Annotated in this window: 15 protein-coding genes and 1 pseudogene; 13 read left to right on the forward strand and 3 right to left on the reverse strand. The window is 70.8% G+C overall.

Going from position 1 to position 18,398, the window contains the following annotated elements; genetic code table 11:
* The first annotated feature begins 225 nt into the window (after nt 1-225).
* Together EV193_RS21115 and EV193_RS21120 are read left to right on the forward strand one after the other, a co-directional pair.
* Nucleotides 226-879 (forward strand): O-methyltransferase, encoded by a 654-nt coding sequence (locus EV193_RS21115; protein WP_130345929.1) that lies wholly within the window; start codon nt 226-228, stop codon nt 877-879.
* The gene (locus EV193_RS21120; RefSeq protein ID WP_165401443.1) at nt 876-2,075 is read left to right on the forward strand and encodes a macrolide family glycosyltransferase; all 1,200 of its coding nucleotides are present in this window, start codon (nt 876-878) and stop codon (nt 2,073-2,075) included. The genes EV193_RS21115 and EV193_RS21120 overlap by 4 nt, the downstream gene beginning before the upstream one ends.
* Here EV193_RS21120 and EV193_RS21125 read toward each other — a convergent pair.
* Nucleotides 2,054-2,866: a helix-turn-helix domain-containing protein gene (locus EV193_RS21125; protein ID WP_130345931.1), complete on the reverse strand. Its 813-nt coding sequence runs from the start codon at nt 2,864-2,866 to the stop codon at nt 2,054-2,056. The two genes, EV193_RS21120 and EV193_RS21125, sit on opposite strands and share 22 nt — an antisense overlap.
* Before the next feature lie 49 nt (nt 2,867-2,915).
* Between EV193_RS21125 and EV193_RS21130 the strand changes: the two genes are divergently transcribed.
* From EV193_RS21130 to EV193_RS21150, 5 genes are all read left to right on the forward strand, one after another.
* Nucleotides 2,916-3,554 (forward strand): 2Fe-2S iron-sulfur cluster-binding protein, encoded by a 639-nt coding sequence (locus tag EV193_RS21130; protein ID WP_130345932.1) that lies wholly within the window; start codon nt 2,916-2,918, stop codon nt 3,552-3,554.
* Nucleotides 3,551-4,525: an FAD binding domain-containing protein gene (locus EV193_RS21135; RefSeq protein ID WP_130345933.1), complete on the forward strand. Its 975-nt coding sequence runs from the start codon at nt 3,551-3,553 to the stop codon at nt 4,523-4,525. Before EV193_RS21130 ends, EV193_RS21135 begins: the two co-directional genes overlap by 4 nt.
* Nucleotides 4,522-6,720 carry a xanthine dehydrogenase family protein molybdopterin-binding subunit gene (locus tag EV193_RS21140; RefSeq protein ID WP_130345934.1) on the forward strand — a complete coding sequence of 733 codons (2,199 nt, stop codon included), beginning with the start codon at nt 4,522-4,524 and terminating at the stop codon, nt 6,718-6,720. The genes EV193_RS21135 and EV193_RS21140 overlap by 4 nt, the downstream gene beginning before the upstream one ends.
* Nucleotides 6,721-7,012: 292 nt before the next feature.
* Nucleotides 7,013-7,999, forward strand: a complete 987-nt coding sequence (locus EV193_RS21145) for a sigma-70 family RNA polymerase sigma factor (protein WP_130345935.1) — start codon at nt 7,013-7,015, stop codon at nt 7,997-7,999.
* A gap of 53 nt (nt 8,000-8,052) precedes the next feature.
* On the forward strand, nt 8,053-9,438 hold the full coding sequence (locus tag EV193_RS21150; protein WP_130345936.1) for an MFS transporter: 1,386 nt from the start codon (nt 8,053-8,055) through the stop codon (nt 9,436-9,438).
* 109 nt (nt 9,439-9,547) lie between these two features.
* On the opposite strand, the gene EV193_RS21155 is transcribed toward EV193_RS21150, so the two are convergent.
* On the reverse strand, nt 9,548-10,465 hold the full coding sequence (locus tag EV193_RS21155; RefSeq protein ID WP_130345937.1) for a saccharopine dehydrogenase family protein: 918 nt from the start codon (nt 10,463-10,465) through the stop codon (nt 9,548-9,550).
* Between the two features lie 105 nt (nt 10,466-10,570).
* Here EV193_RS21155 and EV193_RS21160 point away from each other — a divergent pair, with 105 nt between their 5' ends.
* The 6 genes and pseudogenes from EV193_RS21160 to EV193_RS34195 all read left to right on the forward strand — a co-directional run bounded on the left by EV193_RS21160 (nt 10,571) and on the right by EV193_RS34195 (nt 17,750).
* A complete protein-coding gene (locus tag EV193_RS21160; RefSeq protein WP_278044205.1) occupies nt 10,571-12,385 on the forward strand; it encodes a serine/threonine-protein kinase in 1,815 nt (604 codons plus the stop codon).
* 14 nt (nt 12,386-12,399) lie between these two features.
* Nucleotides 12,400-13,182, forward strand: coding sequence for an FHA domain-containing protein (locus tag EV193_RS21165; protein ID WP_242613547.1), 783 nt, complete (start codon nt 12,400-12,402; stop codon nt 13,180-13,182).
* Between the two features lie 241 nt (nt 13,183-13,423).
* Nucleotides 13,424-14,221, forward strand: a complete 798-nt coding sequence (locus tag EV193_RS21170) for a right-handed parallel beta-helix repeat-containing protein (protein ID WP_130345939.1) — start codon at nt 13,424-13,426, stop codon at nt 14,219-14,221.
* A gap of 47 nt (nt 14,222-14,268) precedes the next feature.
* A complete protein-coding gene (locus EV193_RS21175) occupies nt 14,269-17,433 on the forward strand; it encodes an AfsR/SARP family transcriptional regulator (protein WP_130345940.1) in 3,165 nt (1,054 codons plus the stop codon).
* Nucleotides 17,417-17,578, forward strand: a pseudogene (locus tag EV193_RS34190) (aldo/keto reductase); the annotation flags it as partial. The gene EV193_RS21175 and the pseudogene EV193_RS34190, both read left to right, overlap by 17 nt.
* 10 nt (nt 17,579-17,588) lie before the next feature.
* Entirely contained in the window at nt 17,589-17,750 is a 162-nt protein-coding gene (locus tag EV193_RS34195; protein ID WP_242613568.1) for a hypothetical protein, read from the forward strand.
* Nucleotides 17,751-17,754: 4 nt separating this feature from the next.
* On the opposite strand, the gene EV193_RS21185 is transcribed toward EV193_RS34195, so the two are convergent.
* On the reverse strand, nt 17,755-18,135 hold the full coding sequence (locus EV193_RS21185; RefSeq protein ID WP_130345941.1) for a VOC family protein: 381 nt from the start codon (nt 18,133-18,135) through the stop codon (nt 17,755-17,757).
* Between the last annotated feature and the right edge of the window lie 263 nt (nt 18,136-18,398).

Raw genomic sequence — 18,398 nt, forward strand, 5'->3', positions numbered from 1 at the left:
AACGCCGTTTCTTGTCGACCTCTGAGTCCGGCTGAGGCGGTAGTTGTCAGTATTCGCACACAAGTCGTCAAGCTTCTCCCGCGCTCGTCGGCCCGCTTGTACGGTGGCGACGATTTTCCTTGTGCGCCAAGCCTTCCTGTAGTCCCGGCGGGGTGGGACGGAGACGACTGGAGAGACGTCATGAGCTCCGATCTCGGTGAGACCGTTGTTGACATTGAGAGCCTTATGTGGAGTATCTACCACCATGTTCGGGACAACGGAGGCCAGGTCTTCGAAGGTGGCAGCAGTGTCGAGCAGGCGACCTACCTCCGGGAGTTCGCTCGAAGATCCGGTGCGAAGGTCATCGCGGAAATCGGTTTCAATGTGGGTTTCTCCAGCCTGGCTTTTCTGGAAGGCTCTCCAGACACGCGAGTCGTCTCGTTCGAGCTGGACGCTCGCCGGTCTGTCCAACTCGCGAAAGAGTTCATCGACACGCGCTACCCGGGCCGACACGAGCTGGTGGTCGGCGACTCCACGGAAACCGTAGCCGGCTACGCCGGAGCACCTTGCGACCTCGTCTTCGTGGACGGCGGGCACACCTATGAGATCGCCGCGGCGGACATCCGCAACGCGCGCCGCATCGCGCGGCACGGTGGGCTCGTCGTCGTGGACGACCTCATTCCGTGGTACCCGTGGGGAATCGGCCCGCACCGCGCCTGGCAGGAGGCGATCGAGCTCGGGTTGATCGAGCCGACCGAGTATCTGGTCGACGGGCGCGTGGTCGACGAGATCGCGGCACCGGGCGGCCGCGCCTGGGGTGCCGGCCGGTTCCTCGGCCACCCCGCCTCCGATCCACCCGGCATCACCGCCGGCGAAAGGGCGACTGGCTCGGCGAGTTGAGCGGCGGACACGTCGCCCTCGTCGGCTATCCCGGTTTCGGACACCTCAAGCCGACCTTCGGCCTGGTGTCCGAGCTGTTGCGGCGCGGGCACCGGATCACCTACGTCGTCACCGATCACTACGCGGATGTGATCGCCGATCTCGGCGCGCGGGTCGTGCGCTACCACTCGGCGATTCCCGATGTGACGCTCACCCAGCGCGAGATCGACAACCATGCGATCGCGCTGAGCATGATGCGGGAGACCTGGGCACCGGCGCCGGCCGCCGTGCGGTACTTCGACACCGACCCGCCCGATCTGGTGATGCACGACTCGCTCTCGATCGGCACCGCCCGGCTGCTGCGCACCAGGTACGGCGTCCCGCTCGGGTGCAACCACACCGTGTTCGCCAATCCTGGCTTGCCTGAGCCGGCCGACGTCGCCGGGATCGACGCTATCGCGCCCGAGTTCAGCTTGCTGTACAAGGAGATCTGGGACGAGCTGCGCCCGCTCGGGGTGGGCAACCTGTTCGAGGTGTACCTCAGCGGGAGCGGGCCGGAACTGAACCTGGCCTACCTGCCGGCGGCGTTCCAACTCGATTTGCAGGTCTTCGACGACACGTTCCGGTTCGTCGGGCCGTGCCTGCCGCCGTCGCCCCCGCGAGTCGTGCGCGGCGGCGTGCCCGAGGTGCTCGTGTCGCTGGGCACCACGCCGAGTGATCACGCCGAGGAGTTCCTCCGCACGTGTGTCCGCGCGGCGACGGGCATGCCGTGGCGGATGACCGTGACCCTGGCCGGGCGGCTCGATACCGCCGCGCTGGGTGATCTTCCGGCCAACGTGCGCGCGCACCGGTGGCTCGACCAGGCCGACGCGCTGCGCGGCGCGTCGGCGTTCGTCACGCACGCCGGCATGGGCGGCTTGATGGAGGCTTTCGCGAACGGGGTGCCGGTGCTGGCCGCGCCGGACACCGTCGAGCAGCGGGTGAACGCCATGCGGGCGGAGCAACTGGGCCTCGGTCGGGTGCTGTCCGGCACCCGCGCCGAGGTGACTCCGGAGCGGATGCGCGAGGACATCTCTGTACTGATCGCCGACACCGAGGTGCGTGAGCGTCTCGAGTGGATACGGCGGGAGATCGACGCGTGCGGCGGCGCGACGGAGGCGGCGGACGCGGTCGAGGCGCTGCTCAGCGGGGGTGATCAGCGCAAGGATCGCGCGTAGGTGCCGGCGCTGATGCCCCACACCCGGCGGAAGTGCCGGTTGAGCTGGCTCTGGTCGTAGAACCCGACCTCGGCCGCGGCATCGGCGGCGGTGCGCCCGCCGGCCAGCATCCGTTTGGCCGCGGCCAGCCGCACCATGTTGCGGTACGCGTGCGGCGGCGCGCCGTAGGTGTCGGTGAACGCGCGCAGCAGATGCCGCTTGCCGCATCCGGCCGCGTCGGACAGCTCGTCCAGGGTCAGGTTCGCGTCCAGCCGGTCGTGCAGCAGGTCCCGTGCGGCGCGCAGCCCAGGCGGTGGCGGCTCCTGCCCGGTGGCGGGCCCGGTGGCGTGCCGGTGCACCATGTCGGCCAGGATCCCGGTGAGCGAGCACTGCGCGGTGAGCGCGTCCTCGCCCGCCGCCAGGCCACCGTGGAAGGTACGCAGGCGCTGCCACAGCGCACGATCGTCCCTGTGCGCCAAGGGAAAGCGCGGCCGACTGCCGTTCTCGGTGGACATCGTGTCGGCGTCCACGAACAGCACCTGGTAGCTCGCCGTGGTCTGCGTTCCCCAGGACTGGAGCAGTTCGTCCGGCTCGATCACGGTCACCGTGCCGACCGCGGCCGGCTCCACGACCTGGCCGCGGTAGCGCATCGCGGCCGGCGCACCGGCGACCGCGATCTTGACCACGTAGCCCCGGTACACGACTTGATCGTCGCGTGAGTACCGCACATTGGCCGCGTGCAGGACCTCGATGCCGGAGAGCTCATGCGGGCGCCAGAGGCGCTTGACGGGTTGAGATCGCGATTCGTCCATGTCGTTTTCGCCCTAGTTCGCCGCGTCGTCGTGCTGCCAACCTCCTCCCATGGTGAGGGACGTGGTGTATGACTCCGGTCAGGAACCGGTGCGGGACAACGAAAACCGGCTGAGCCGCAGGCGGGTGCTCGGCTCGGGCGCGCTGCTCGGCGCGGCCACCGCCGTCGGCACGACCGTGGGGGTCGGTAGCGGACACGGCGATCCGGCCGGGCCGGAGGTGCTGGGCGCCGGGGGAGTGGACATCACGCTCCGGGTCAACGGCCGCGACCGGGCGTTGCGCGTCGAGCCGAGGGTGACGCTGCTGGACGCGCTGCGCGAGCGGCTCGATCTGACCGGCACGAAGAAGGGCTGTGACCAGGGTGCGTGCGGCGCGTGCACGGTGCTGGTGGACGGCGAACGGGTGAACGCCTGTCTGACGCTCGCGATCATGGTGCGGGACAAGGAGATCACCACGATCGAGGGGCTGGCCCGCGGTGACCGGCTGAGCCCGGTGCAGGAGGCCTTCCTCGACCGTGACGCGTTCCAGTGCGGCTACTGCACGCCCGGCCAGATCGTGAGCGCCACCGCGCTGATCGCCGAGGGGCACACCCGCTCGGCCGAGGAGATCCGCGAGTGGATGAGCGGCAACATCTGCCGGTGCGCGGCGTATCCGAACATCGTCGCGGCGATCGAGGACGTGGCCCGGTGAAGCCGTTCGCGTACACCAGGGCGCACACCGTGTGGGATGCCGTCGCGGCGGTGTCGGCCGAACCGGGAGCGCGGTACCTGGCCGGCGGCACCGAGATGGTGAACCTGGTCCGCGAGGGTCAGGAATCGCCGGACCGTCTCGTGGACATCGGCGACCTGCCGCTGACCGAGGTGCGGGTGCACGGCCGTGGCGTGCGGATCGGCGCGCTCGCCAAGCGGGTGCACGAGCATCCCGAGGTGCGCCGGCGGCTTCCGGTGCTCGCCGAAGCCGGCCTGTCCGCCGCGTCGCCCCAGGTTCGCAACGTTGCGACGCCGGGTGGGAACCTGTTGCAGCGCACCAGGTGCCACTACTTCCGGGACGTGCGCTTTCCGTGCAACAGGCGCGAGCCGGGCACCGGATGCGCGGCGTTGCGCGGCGTGAATCGCAACAATGCGATCTTCGGCGGCAGCGAGCACTGCGTTGCCGTGCACCCGTCGGACATCGCGGTCGCGCTCACCGCACTGGACGCCGTGGTGCACACGCACGGGCCGGCGGGCGAGCGAGTGATCCCGGTCGAGGAGCTGTACCGGTTGCCCGGCGACGAGCCGAACCGGGAGACCGTGCTCGACCACGGCGAGCTGATCGTCGCGATCGACGTGCCGCCAACGCCGTTCGCGGCGCGGTCGCACTACCTGAAGCTGCGCGACCGGGCGTCGTTCGCGTTCGCGCTGGTGTCGGTCGCGGTGGCGCTGGACGTGCGTGCGGGGGTGACGCACGACGTGCGGATCGCGCTCGGCGGGGTGGCTCCGCGGCCCTGGCGTGCGAGGGCCGCCGAGGACGCGCTGCGCGGCCGCCGGTTCGACGACGACGCGCGCGCCGCCGCCGGTGAAGCCGCTACTACCGGTGCGAAGCCGTTGCCGCACAACGAGTTCAAGGTGGAACTGGTGCGCAGGGCCGTCGTGCGTGCACTGTCCGAAGTGGAGGGTCGATGAGCGTCGGGCAGCCGGTCGTACGGGTGGAGGGGCGGCGGAAGGTGACCGGACAGGCGCGCTACACCGCCGACATCGCCGAGGACGGCCTGGTGCACGCGGTGTCCGTCGGCGCGAGTGTCGCCAGTGGGCGGATCACGGCGATGGACACGTCGGCGGCGCACGACGCCGGCGGGGTACTGGCGATCGTCACGCACCACAACGCGCCACGCACGCACCCGGTGCCGGGCCGGGAGGTGTCCGGACCGGCTGGTGACACGATCCCGATCCTGCAGGACGACCGGGTGTACTACGCCGAGCAGCCGGTCGCCGTGGTCGTGGCGCACACGCTCGAGCAGGCCAGGTACGCGGCGTCGCTGGTGCGGGTGTCTTACGCGCTGGAGCCGGCTGTCGCCACGATGTACCAGCGGCTGGGCGAGGCGTTCGAGTCGCGGTACGCGCGGCCGGTGGTTGTCGGCGACGTGGACAGCGGGTTCGCGCAGGCCGACGTGGTCGTGGAGACCACGTGTCACCTGCAGATGCAGCACCAGCATCCGATGGAGCTGATCGCCATGACCGCGCACTGGTCGGGCGACGAGCTGACCGTGCGCGCGTCCACCCAGTCGGTCGGGGTGCTGCGCGCCGGCATCGCGATCGCGTTCGGGCTGCGCCCCGAGCAGGTGCGCGTGACCTCGGAGTTCCTCGGCGGCGGATTCGGCGGCAAGGCGAGCCTGTGGTGGCCGACGATCACCGCGACGATGGCGGCCAGGGTGACCGGGCGGCCGGTGCGGCTGGTGGTGAGCCGCGCGCAGATGGTCGCCGCGAGTGGGCACCGGGCGCGCAGCCAGCAGCGGGTGCGGCTGGGTGCGCGCCGCGACGGCCGGCTCACCGCGATCGACTACGACACGATCACCGAGACCTCGGCGTGGTACGACACCCCGCCGCCGTCGATCACCTCGATCACGCCGATCCCGTACCGAAGTCCCGCCATCCGGGCGATTCCGCGCTTCGTGAAGGTGAACACCCAGTCGCCCACACCGATGCGCTCGCCGCACGAGGGCCAGGGGCTGGTGGCGATCGAGTCGGCCATGGACGAGTTGGCCGAGCGGACCGGGCTGGACCCGCTGGAGCTGCGCCGCCGCAACTACGCCGATCGCGAGCCGTGGACCGGGAAACCGTGGTCCAGCAACGGTTTGCTGGAGTGTTACGACCTGGGCGCGCGCCGGTTCGGCTGGTCCCGACGCGACCCGAAGCCGAGGTCCATGCGGCAGGGCGGGCTGCTGATCGGCTGGGGAATGTCGACCGCGTTCCGGCTCGCCGAGAGCAGACCGGCCAGCGCGCGGGCGGTGCTGCACGCCGACGGCACCGTGCTGGTGCAGATGGGCACACAGGACATCGGCACCGGTACGTACACGATCATCGGCCAGGTCGCCGCCGACGCCGTCGGTGTCACCGTGGACCGGGTGACCGCCGAGATCGCCGACACTGATCTGCCGCCGGCCCCGCCGTCGATCGGCTCGTTCACCGCGCAGACCGTCTCCGGCACGGTGACCAACGCCGGGAACGCCTTGCGGGACAAGGTGATCAACGTCGCGGTGGCCGACGAACAATCGCCGCTGTACGGCGCCGCGCCCGAGCAGGTCATCGTCCACAATGGACGGATGCGGCTGCGGGACGATCCGGCGCGCGGCGAGACGTACGCGGAGCTGTTGCGCCGCAACGGGTTGCCCGCCGTCGACGCGATCGGGCAGCACAACCCGCCCGGCATCGGCGAGGGCACGCACGGTCGGTACGCGTTCGGCGTGGACTTCGCCGAGGTGCGGGTGGACCCGTCGCTGGGCACCGTTCGGGTGACGCGCTACGTGAAGGTGATCGAAGCCGGCAAGATCATCAACCCCAGGACGACACGCAGCCAGGTGATCGGCGGCGTGACGTTCGGCATCGGCCAGGCGCTCACCGAGGTCAGCGAGATGGACACGCAGCACGCGCGGATCGCCAACGCCAGCTTCTGGGGCTACCACGTTCCGGTGAACGCCGACGTGCCGGCGATCGACGCGCAGTTCGTCGAGGTGGACGACCCGCACGTACCGCAGGGCGTGAAAGGGCTCGGCGAACTGTGCACCATCGGCGCCGCGCCGGCGATCGTCAACGCGGTGGCCCACGCCACCGGCATCCGGGTCCGCGAACTGCCGATCACCGCCGACAAGCTGCTCGGCTGAGAACTCGAAACCACGCCGAAACCTCCGCGTGAAGGTGCGACTCGCCGTGCGGAAGGTGCGACTCGCGGGTGCAGGGCGCGGGACTCACCGGTGCACAGCGCGGGACTCGCGGTGCCGAGCAGTCGCACCTTGGGGGAACGGGACGCAACTCAGCCCCGGTGACGATGGCACGGCACTATGCGCTGGAAGGTACCCATTACTGGGAACTGCCGGGGAGGCGGTCGAGCTTCGCGGGTGCGGGGCGCGGGGCGCGCGGGTGCGGAGTGTCGGTGGGGTGCGGTGTGATGGGGGCATGGAGGACCAGACCGTGTTGCTCGACGCGGCGCGTGGCGGGGACGAGCACGCGTTCCGCGATCTGCTCGAGCCGCACCAGCGTGAGCTGCACGTGCACTGCTACCGCATGACCGGGTCGGTGCACGACGCCGACGACGTGCTGCAGGAGGTGCTGCTGCGTGCCTGGCGCAGCCTCACCAAGTTCGAGGGCCGCAGCTCGTTTCGCGCCTGGCTCTACCGGATCGCCACCAACGCCTGCCTCACCGCGGTGTCCAGCCGGTCGAAGCGCGCGCTGCCGACCGACTTCGCCGCGCCGCCCGAGGACGCCGGCCCGGTCACCGAGTCGGTGTGGCTGGAGCCGTACCCGGACCAGCTCCTCCCGGACGCGAGTTACGAGCAGCGCGAGGGCGTTGAGCTGGCGTTCGTCGCCGCGCTGCAACACCTGCCGGCCAACCAGCGCGCCGCGCTGATCCTGCGCGAGGTGCTCGGGTTCTCCGCCAAGGAGGTCGCCGACGCGCTCGGCGCCACCACCGCCGCGGTGAACAGCGCCCTGCAACACGCGCGCAAGGCCGTCGCCGAGCGGGTGCCCGACCGCAGTCAGCAGGCCACCCTGCGCGCGCTGGACGACGAGAAGCTGCGCGCGATCGTGGCCGACTACACCCGTGCGCTGGAGCGGCACGACATCGACGCGATCGTGTCGATGCTGGCCGAGGACGCCACCTGGTCGATGCCGCCGCTGCCGCAGTGGTACCGCGGGCACGAGGCGATCACGGCGTTCCTGCTGCGCGGCCCGCTCACCGAGGGCTGGCGGCACATTCCGACGTCCGCGAACGGGCAGCTCGCGGTCGGCTGCTACATGTGGGACGAGGAGCGGCAGGCGTTCGTCGGGCAGGTGATCGACGTGCTCACGGTGCGCGGCACCGAGATCGCCTCGATCACCGCGTTCATCGACACCGAGTTGTTCCCGCGGTTCGACCTACCAAAGGAATTCCCGGGCGAGCGATGACTCGGCGGCCTTCGTGAGGTCTCAACGGTGAGACCGAAACGGAGGGCCAACCAATGAGCGAGAACGACCCACGCCGCTGGCGCGCACTCGCGCTGCTGTGCGTCGTGAACTTCATGGTGATCCTGGACGCGCAGATCGTGATCGTCGCGCTGCCCACGATCGAGCACGGACTCGGCTTCACGGCCAGCGGCGCGCAGTGGGTCATGAGCGCCTACCTGCTCAGCTTCGGCGGGCTGCTGCTGCTCGGTGGACGGGCCGGTGACCTACTCGGCCGCAGACGCGTTTTCCTGTGGGGCACAACGCTTTTCGGCATCGCGTCGCTGCTGTGCGGGCTGGCCTGGACACCGGAGATCCTGGTCCTCGCACGGGTGGCGCACGGGGTGTCCGCGGCGATGATGGCACCGACCGCGCTGGCCATCGTGATGACCACGTTCGACGAGGGCGCGGAGCGGAACAAGGCGCTCGCCGCGTGGGGCGGCTCCGGCGGGCTGGGCGCCACCGCCGCGCTGGTGATCGGCGGTGTGTTCACCAAGGTGCTCGGCTGGGAGTCGATCTTCCTGCTGAACGTGCCGGTGGCCGCCGTGCTGCTGGCGCTCGGCGTGCGGCTGCTGCCGGAGAGTGGCGTGCGGGAGACGGTGCGGCGCTTCGATCCCGTTGGCGCGGTGACTCTGACCGGTGCGCTGGTGTTGCTCACCTACGCCGTGGTGGAGGCGCCGGTGGCCGGCTGGCTCAGCGTGCGCACGATCGGTCTGCTGCTCGGGGCGGTGGTGCTCGGCGTGATCTTCTGGCTGACCGAGTCGCGGTCGGCCGCGCCGCTGGTGCCGCTGCGCGTGTTCCGCTCGCGCTCGCTGGTCTGCGGCAATCTCGTGATGCTGCTGTTCGGTATGGCGGCGTGGGGCATGTCGACCGTGGTGTCGCGGTACGCGCAGACCGTGCTCGGCTACACGCCGCTGGAGTTCGGCCTCGGCACGGTGGTGATGACCCTGATGACGCTGGTCGGCTCGTTCGGCGCGCAGGCGCTGGTCACCCGGATCGGGTTCCGGCCGGTCGCCGCGGCGGCGATCGCACTGGCCGGCGTCGGCTGTCTGGCGCTGTACGGCCTGTCGGTCGACGGCGGCTACTTCACGCACCTGTTCGCCGGGCTGCTGGTGTTCGGCATCGCGCTCGGCGGTGGCACGGTGGCCGCGTCGGTGGCGGCGCTGGCCGGCGTCGGTGAGCGGGAGGCGGGTGTCGCCTCCGGCACGAACACCGCGGCGTTTCAGATCGGCGGCGCGCTCGGCGCGGCGGTGGTGACCACGGTCGTGGTGTCCCGGGCCGACCTGGTGGACGGGTTCAACGCGGGCCTGATCGCGTGTGTCGTGTTCGCCGGGATCGGGGTCGCGGTGGCGCTCTGCCTGCCGCGCGCGGTTCGGTCCACTGTGGAACCGAGCGGCGTGTGACCCCAGGTTGAACGCGGCGGAGAATGGGAGGTCACGGGTCCTGGCCACACCCGTTCAGCAGGCGGCGCGTCTGGTCAGCGGGCGCCTCGCCAAGCGCATCCGAGCATGATCAATCGCTGAGGTCCACACCCCGGCCGGCCGGCAGGTCGGCCAGGGAGAGCACGCGGTGCAGGTGGTGCGTGCCCGGCTCGAGATCCCGCACGGCGCGCACCGCGGCGGCCGTGATCACCGCGGTGCCGTGCGACTGGCCGCGGCCGTGCGCGTGCCGGGTCGTGCCGTCTTGCCCGCGCGCCAGGATCAGCCACCGGTCGCTCCCCGGCGGGTGCACCTTGCTGGCGATCCCGCCGAGTGCGGGCAGCCAGGTGAGCGCGGCGAGCCCGGCGGTGGCGAGCCGGCTGTCGGTGCCGAAGTAGGAGCGCACCGGCACGCCCAGATCGCGGGTCAGCGCGTGCTGGTCGGAGTAGTCCGCGCGATACACCGTGCGCCGCCCGAAGCCGGGCAGCTCGAACCGCTTTCCCTTGGTGTAGTTGCGAATCCGGCCGCCTTCCGGGTCGGTCAGCGGCTTGCCGAGCAGACCGTAGGCCCACCGGACGGCGGCATCGCCGTGTGCCTCGCCCGCGCCGAGCAGGATCACGATGTCGACCGGGCCGGGTGCGCTGGCGTGCACCTCGGCCGCGAGCAGGTTGGTCAGCCCGGGTGCCAGGCCCACGCTCAGCAGCACCGGTGCGCGCGGCTCGAGCCGCTCCAACTCCTCGACATAGCTCGATGTCGCGGTGATGTCCACGAACGCGGCGCCCTGCTCGCCGGCGATCTCGGCGAGCGCCAGATCCTCCGCGCCGCAGGCGTTCACTACGACGTCCACAGTGGACAGTGCGTCCCGGTAGCCGGCCAGGTCGGTCACGTCCACCACGCGATCGGCCCGTGCCGGATCGCGCCCGGCGGCCAGCACCGTGTCGCCGCTGTCGCGCAGTTCGGCGACGATCTCCGCACCGACCGCGCCGTAACCACCGAGAACAAGCACGTTCATCACGCCAACCCTAACCGTCTGCCCCTAGGCGTACTAGTCCGTTGGTAGTACGGTCGTCGCGCTGGGTGTTGGCTTGATGCTGCGAAGTCACAGCGCGGGGTGTTCGTGGACGCAGGGGAATTGATCGCGGGTCGGTATCGACTGGTCGAACCGATTGGCGAGGGTGGCATGGGCGTCGTCTGGCGCGCCACCGACGAGCAGAGCAACCGAGTCGTCGCGCTCAAACAGGCGCGCGCCGCCGACACCGAGACGCACACCGAGCGCGGCCAGCGCCGGCTCGGTGAAGAGGCCAGGATCGCCGCGTCGCTGCACCACGACAACATCGTCAGCTTCCACGAGGTCGTGGAGCACCGCGGCCAGTTCTGGTTGGTGATGGAGCACTTCGCCTCCGAGAGCCTGGCCAAGGGGCTGGCCGGCAAGCGCAGGCTCTCCCCGAAGCGGGCCGCCGCGATCGGCGCGCAGGTGGCCGACGCGCTGAGCGCCGTGCACGCCAAGGGTGTGGTGCACCGCGACGTCAGCCCCGGCAACGTGCTCGTCGGCTCCGGCGGCACGGCCAAGCTCACCGACTTCGGCATCTCCCGCTCGGTGGCCGGCGACGTCACGGTGACCGCGACCGGCGACGTGGTCGGCAACCCCGGGTACATGGCGCCCGAGGTGGCGCGCGGCGACCGGGCGAGCGCCGCGTCCGACGTGTTCTCGCTGGGGGCGACGCTGTACGCCGCCGTCGAGGGTGGTTCGCCGTACGGCACCGGCGGCCAGGTGCTGCTGCTGCGCAGGGCCGGCGACGCGGCGATCACGCCGACCAGCCGCGCCGGCGAACTCGGTGGCGTGCTGGCCGCGCTGATGCACCCCGACCCGGGCCGGCGTCCGGACGCGGCCGGCGCGGCGGCGATGCTGCGCGAGGTGGCCGACGGTCGCGCACCGGCGGTCGGACGGGTACGCGGTGGGCGCCGCCCCGGCCACATCGCGGTGGTCGCGGTGGCTGTCGTGCTGGTGCTGGTGGCCACGACGGCGCTCGTCGTGGCGCTCGGCGGAGGCAGCACACCGAACGCGGAAAGTGCTGCGCCGCAAGTGAATCAGCAGATGACCGGCGCCGCGATCCGGGATCCGCGCGCGGCCGACGCGTGCGCGTTGGTCGAGTCGCTGCGGTTGGACCGGTTCGGCCGCACCGAGTTGGACGACGACTACGGCGGCTTCGATCGCTGCGACATCCTGATCCGGCTCGCCGACGGCAACGAGAAGGAGGACGTGGACGTCAAGGTCGAGTTCGAGTTGCCCAGCCAGGAGCGGGCGCGCGCCGAGCGGCTCGGCGACCTGACGCTGCTTCGGTCGCTGCCGGAACCGAAGGAATGCGTCATCGACATCGTGCTCACCGACAGCAATCGGGTGAACGTCACCGTGCGCGAGGTGGGCGGCGACAACCCGGTCGACCTGTGCGCCGTGGCCGAGCAGACCGTGGCGCACATCGTCGGCGTGCTGCGCGGCGGCCCGATCCCGACCCGGGCGTTGCCATCCGGCTCGCTTGGCCAGCGCAAGGCGTGTGACCTGGTGGACGCGCCGGTGCTGTCGCGGGTCGCCGGCGTGGACACCCGCAGGCCGTTGTCGGAGTTCGGCGACTGGCGGTGCCGGTGGCTGAAGCAGGCGTCGGGTATATCCGTGAAGGTGATCTTCGACCGTGACCCGTCGATCGCCGATGACGGGCGCGCGATCGACGTCGGCGGGCGAGAGGGACGCATCGAGGTCAACGAGGACGGCGACTGCGTGGTGAACCTTCCGTACCGGCATTATCGTGGTTCGGGCGGCTCGCCGGCGGTGGAGCTGATCATGATCGAGGTCGAAGGCGGCGGTGATCCCCAACGGCTGTGCGGCCCGGCCGTCGAACTGGCCCGCAACGCCGTCACCAAGTTGCCGCCACTGTGACACGAGGAGCCATCGTGACCGAGCTGCCGCCGTGGCACGACAGCCTCGCGTTCGGTGCGCCCCAGGAAGGTGGCGAGGAGGGCACGATCTTCGTGCTGAGCCTGCTCGGCGGCTACACCGTGCGCGCTCGCGAGGGACGCACGGTGCTGTTCGGGCGCAAGCGCGACGACGTGCACGTGCCGGTCGGCGTCGACGACGAGCGGGTCAGCCGGCAGCACGGCGAGCTCACCTACCGGCGTGGCCTGTGGTGGTTGTCCAACAACGGAAAGCGCCCGATCCGGGTGCGCGACTCGCGCCGGCTCACCCCGGACGAGGACCCGGTGCCGCTGGAGCCGGGGTACACGCCGGTCTACGTGCAGGGCTCGCGCCGGGAACACCTGCTGGAGGTGTACGTCTGCGGTGAGCGGGACCGTCAGCCGGCCGCCCGCCCGGACGTGACCACGGTGTCCGGGCGCACCTGGACGCTCAGCGACACCGAGCGCCTTGTCCTGGTCCTGCTCGGCCGGCGGTACCTGATGCACGAGAAGTACCCGCAGCCGCTGACCTGGCAGGGCACCGCCGACCTGCTCGCCGAGATCCACCCGCAGGACAAGTGGGACGCTCGCAAGGTCGAGCGCCTGGTCACCAAGGTCCGCGAGCGCCTGTCCGCCGCCGGGGTCGAGGGCCTCACCCGGGAGGAACACGGCGAACCGGTGGGCAACGCGCTCAACGATCGCCTGATCAGCGTGCTGGTCGACTCCACCTCGATCGTGCCGCGCGATCTCGCCCTGCTCGCCGCCCGACTCGACCCGACCTGACCGCCGCGGCGGACTTTAGCGGGCTAAAGTCCCCCGGTTTTTCATGATTCCGTGCGATGGAAAAACCAATGATGCAGGTCAGCGCCCTGTGGATCGCGTACTTGACATGCGACTCGCAGTGTGCATGCGTACTTAACCCCGCAAAAGTCCGCGAACCTCACCGCTGATCCGGGACCGGTCCCGTAGCGGTCTGGTTACTGTGCCCGCGTCCTCGGCAGACGACGACGGGAACACAGGGGCTATGCGTGTCACACGGCTGAAGGTCCTCAGCGCGCTGCTCGTGCTCACCGCGGGGGTCGCGGTGCCGACACTGGCCATCGCCTCCCCTGACGAGCGGCCCAAGCGCGAGCGGTTGCACATCACCGAAGGCGGTACTCCGGACAATCCGAAGGTGTACGACGGAACCGGCAAGGATGTCGACGGAATCACGATCGACGCGGACAACGTGATCGTGGAGAACTTCACGCTCGCCGAGCCGAAAGCACCCGGAATTCGCGCCGAGGGAAACAACATCACGCTGCGCAAGAACACGATCGACAAACCGGTCGACGGAGACGGCGACGGAATCCGCTTCTTCGGCAAGGGCATCAGGATTCAGCAGAACATCGTGCGCGAGACCAGCAATGACCACGGGCACGCCGACTGCATGCAGATCTACGCCACCAACACCCCGGCCAGCGAGGACGTCCTGATCGAGGGCAATCGCTGCGAGCGCATCGACAACATGTGCCTGATGGCGGAAGGGCCGAACGAGGGCGAGGGCAACGGCGAAGGCCATTCTCACCATTTCACGATCAGGAACAACTTCTGCGAGACGCGCAAAGCCGCGCAGACGCTGATGTTCGAGGACATTCAACACGCGACGATCACCGGAAACGAGTTCGCGGCGGCGCCGACGAAGGCGATCGGGCTCGCGATCAAATCCACCAACGCCACCGTCGCGGACAACAAGGTCAGCCCGGATATCGAGTACGAGGTCGGCATCGACGACTCGTCGCGTGAGGGCTACCAGGGACCGGAACCGGGCGGTGGGCCGTGAACGAACGTACGCACCCGTATGGCGAAGACTCGAGTGAGGAGCGAACGATGATCGTGTTTCGGGTGCTCGGTCCGCTGGAGATCGGTGGCCGTGACGGTGACGTGGTCCCGGTGACCAGCGACCGGGTGCGCACGCTGCTGTCCGCGCTGCTCGCGAGGGCGAACTCCTGGGTCGAGTCGGACGTGTTGATAGACGCGGTCTGGGGTGACCGGGCCAGCGAGAACGCGCGCCGCACGTTGAAGACGCACGTGTGGCACATCCGCCAGTTGCTCACCGCGGCCGGCTACGGCGAGGCCGGCGGACCGGCCATGGACTCCCGCCCGGGTGGGTACCGGCTGGCGGTCGAGCCGGACGAAGTGGACCTGACCGTGTTCGCCGAGGGGATCGCCGCCGGCCGTGCCGCGTTCGCCGGTGGTGACCCGGCCGCGGCGGCCGACACGCTGCCCGAGACACTGGCACTGTGGCGCGGCGAGCCGTTCGAAGCGTTGGGGGACAACGGGTTCGCCGCCGCAGAGGGCGCACGGCTCGGCGAGCTGCGCTGGGACGGCCTGCAGGCGCTGGTGGACTCGCTGCTCGCGCTCGGCCGGGTCAGCGAGGCGATCGGCCGGCTGCGCGCGATGATCACCGAGAGCCCGCTGCGCGAGCCGCTGTGGTGCCGGCTGCTGGACGCGCTGCACCGGGCCGACCGGCGTGCCGAGGCGCTCGGCGCGTATCAGCAGGCCCGCCGGCTGCTCGTGGACGAGCTGGGTATGGAGCCCGGCGCGGACCTGCGCCGGGTGCACCAGCGCATCCTGGCCGACGAGTCACCGTCCACTGAGGACACTCCTACTCCCGTTGTGCCGCAGGAGAAAGCGGCACCGAAGCGGGCGAACTTCCTGCCGTCCAGCATCGGCGATCTGCTCGGCCGCGCGGACCAGTTGCGCGGGCTGCGGCTGCTGTCGGCGACCCACGGCGGCGAGGCCGGCGTTCCGCTGGTGGTGGCGATCGACGGCATGCCGGGAGTGGGCAAGTCGGCGTTCGCGGTGCACGCGGCGCGTCAGCTCGCCGACAGCTACCCGGACGCCGCGCTGCACGTCGATCTGCGCACCCACCGCGGGCACCCGGACGCCGGGCGCGCCACCTGGGAGGCGCTCGGCACGCTGCTCGGCGCGCTGGGGGAGGACAACGCGCCGGGTGACGTGGACGCGCGCGCCGCGCGGTTCCGCGCCCGGATGACCGGTGCGCGTGCCGTGCTGGTGCTCGACGACGTCGCGGACGCCGCGCAGGTCCGGACGCTGCTGCCGGCGTCGGAGGGCTGCCTGGTGCTGGTGACCAGCCGGCAGCGGCTCGGCGGCGTCGAGGACATGCACACGATCACGCTCGACCCGCTCGCCGAGTCGGACGCGCTGGCCGTGCTGCGCGGCGCGATCGGCGACCCGAGGCGTACGGCGGACACCGGGGCGCTCACCGAGGTCGCGCGGGCCTGCGGCGGGCTGCCGCTCGCGCTGCGGGTGGCCGGCGCCCGGCTGCGCCACCGTGCCAGGTGGACGGTCGCCGACTTCGCCGAGCGGTTGCGTGACCCGGTCGGCCGGCTGGACGAGCTGTCCGACGACGTGTCGGTCACCGACGCGTTGGTGCCGTCCTACCTGCGACTGGACGAGGACGTCCGGCGGATGCTGCGCACGCTCGGCTCGGCGCCGGTGCGCGCGGTGCGCCCGCACGCCGCGGCAGCACTCGCCGACCTGCCGCTGGCGGAGGTTGAGCGGCTGCTCGAGGTGTTGGTGAGCGCGCACCTCGCGGTCACCACGACGAGCGGGCACTACGAGTTGCCCGTGCCGATCGACTGCTACGCACGCTCGGTCGCCGAGGCGGAGGACCCGGCGCGCAAGCGGAAGACGGCCGCCGGTCGCATGATCGACTACTACGTGCGGGCGGGGAAAGCCGTTGTGCCGCATATGAATCGGGACGCGAGTAAGCGGGCCAGGCACGCGCGTCCGAAGCTGGACGAGGGGCTGCCGCCGTTGCACCGGCGCACCGAGGCGCGCGAGTGGCTGGACGCGGAGTACGCGCAGCTCGTCGCCGCGCGGCGGTGGGCGGAGGAGCAGGGTTGGCCGCAGCAGGAGCGCCGGCTCGCCGCGCTGATCGAGGAGCTGGCACCGGTCGCACCCGCGCAGGCCGAGGACGAGGCGGTCGGGCCGCGTCCGCCGGGTGGTCGGCGGCGCAAGCGGACGCACATCGCGCCGAGCGGATCGGTCGCCGCGGCCGCGGCGGTGGTCGCCACCGCGGCCGCGGCACCCGCCGTGATCGGTGCGGGCACGAGTGCGGACTTCTTCGGTCCGGTGGCCGAGCAGGTGCTCGGCAAGCCACTGCAGGCAGCACCGCCGGCGGTGGCCCAGGTGCCCGTCCCGGCTCCGGTGGTGACGGCCACGCCGAAGCGGATCATCGGGCCGACGCGCCCGACGACCAGCTCCACGTCGGACCGCGAGTCCCACCCCGAGGACCGCGAGTTCCAGCCTCAGGCACCCCGAGTCGCACCGTCGGGCAGTCCCACCCCGACGGTGTTCCCGACTCATCCGATGCTGCCACCGGTGCTGGAGGGGCAGGGCCGGGAGCAGGACCGGCACCCGCACCCGCAGCAGGGACAGCAGCCGAGGGACCAGTTCGCCGGCCGCCCGCCCGCCGAGACGGGGCGGCGCGGGAACGAGGAGCGCGACGGCCGCGAGCGTGAAGGTGGGCCGGTCGACCGGATCGCCCGCACGCCGGAGAAGTTGCTGCGACCGGTCGCCCAGCCTCAGCAGCAGCGTGACCGGGCACCGGCCCAGCAGCAGCCGAGGCAGGCTCAGCCGGAGCCGCAGCCCGTGCGGCAGCAGCCCGCGCCGCAGCAGCGGCCCGTGCAGCAGCAGCGGCCCGTGCAGCAGCCGGTCCAGCAGCAGCGGCCGGCTCCCGCACGGCCGACGCCGGCGCCCGCGCAGCCGAAGAAGCAGGAGTCCTACGACGAGCTGATGACCACGACGGACGACCTGGTCCGGGCGAGCATCGACGCGGCGGCCGAGAAGTACCGCGCCGAGCAGGCTCGCAAGGAGCGGGAGGAGTCCAAGAAGCGGTCGCACAGCGACGACGATGACAAGGACGACAACAAGAACGGCGATCACGACGACGACGATGACGACGACGATGACGACAACAGCGACGACGACAACGACAACGACGACGGGGATGACGACGACGACTGATCCTGCGCTCCGGTCCGGTCGTGCGCACTCGTCGGCGTTTCGCGGGGAAACCTTGCGCCGCAACGTGTCCGTGGTCGACCGGCTCGCGGAGCTGGCGGCCGGCAAGGGGATCTCGGTGAGCAGGCTGTCCATCGCCTGGACACTGGCGCGGCCCGGTGTACACGTGGCGATCGTGGGCGCGCGCAGCGAGCGCAAACATCTCAGACAGCATCGGCGCGGCCGAGGTGGACCTGACCGCCGACGAGTTGGTCGAGATCGAGCGGATCGTGGCGGACGGCGTCTCCGTGGAGGGTGCCACTCCCGAGGGGGTCGACTAGGGCATCAGAGTGCGGCGATACGGGCCTTGAGCAGACAGAACTCGTTGCCTTCCGGGTCGATCAGAACATGCCACGGCTCTTCCCCGGTCTGGCCGATGTCGGCCGGGCGAGCGCCGAGTTCGAGAAGGCGTTCGAGCTCGGCGTCCTGATCGCGGTCGGTGGCGTTGACGTCGATGTGCAGCCGGGATTTCCCCTTCTCCGGCTCGTCCTGGCGACTGAGGATGATCGTCGGCTGCGGACCGCCGAACCCTTCGCGCGGCCCGATCTCCAGCGTGCCGTCGTCCTCGCGGTCGAGCACGACGAAGTCCAGGACCTCGCACCAGAACCGCGCAAGCACCTCAGGCTCGCGGCAACCGAGCACGAGCTCACTGATACGGCATGCCATTGACGAAACCTACTCTCAGCAGCGAAAACAACCCCGCGACCGTACCGGACGAGCCGAGCACGGGCGAGTTGGTTTCGCGGCTGCTCCGTCCGGGCGGCCGACCCTACGAATGGACTAGGCCAATCCGCTGACGGCTCGTTACCGACCCTTGACCCGATGTCGCTTCCGAGTATGGTCTAGACCACGTAGGTGGCACCAGTCGGGGAAGACGGTGGCGCTGTCCCGCACGGCGGGACGACGTTTTTCTCTGCTGCGCCATTTGG

Source organism: Herbihabitans rhizosphaerae (assembly GCF_004216555.1).
Classification (GTDB): domain Bacteria; phylum Actinomycetota; class Actinomycetes; order Mycobacteriales; family Pseudonocardiaceae; genus Herbihabitans; species Herbihabitans rhizosphaerae.

Coding starts and splice junctions, on each gene's coding strand:
- EV193_RS21175 (WP_130345940.1), top strand. CDS start 14,269: ATGATCGTGTTTCGGGTGCTCGGTCCGCTGGAGATCGGTGGCCGTGAC.
- EV193_RS21125 (WP_130345931.1), bottom strand. CDS start 2,866: ATGGACGAATCGCGATCTCAACCCGTCAAGCGCCTCTGGCGCCCGCAT.
- EV193_RS21145 (WP_130345935.1), top strand. CDS start 7,013: ATGGAGGACCAGACCGTGTTGCTCGACGCGGCGCGTGGCGGGGACGAG.
- EV193_RS21115 (WP_130345929.1), top strand. CDS start 226: ATGTGGAGTATCTACCACCATGTTCGGGACAACGGAGGCCAGGTCTTC.
- EV193_RS21170 (WP_130345939.1), top strand. CDS start 13,424: ATGCGTGTCACACGGCTGAAGGTCCTCAGCGCGCTGCTCGTGCTCACC.
- EV193_RS21150 (WP_130345936.1), top strand. CDS start 8,053: ATGAGCGAGAACGACCCACGCCGCTGGCGCGCACTCGCGCTGCTGTGC.
- EV193_RS21185 (WP_130345941.1), bottom strand. CDS start 18,135: ATGGCATGCCGTATCAGTGAGCTCGTGCTCGGTTGCCGCGAGCCTGAG.
- EV193_RS21130 (WP_130345932.1), top strand. CDS start 2,916: ATGGTGAGGGACGTGGTGTATGACTCCGGTCAGGAACCGGTGCGGGAC.
- EV193_RS21140 (WP_130345934.1), top strand. CDS start 4,522: ATGAGCGTCGGGCAGCCGGTCGTACGGGTGGAGGGGCGGCGGAAGGTG.
- EV193_RS21155 (WP_130345937.1), bottom strand. CDS start 10,465: ATGAACGTGCTTGTTCTCGGTGGTTACGGCGCGGTCGGTGCGGAGATC.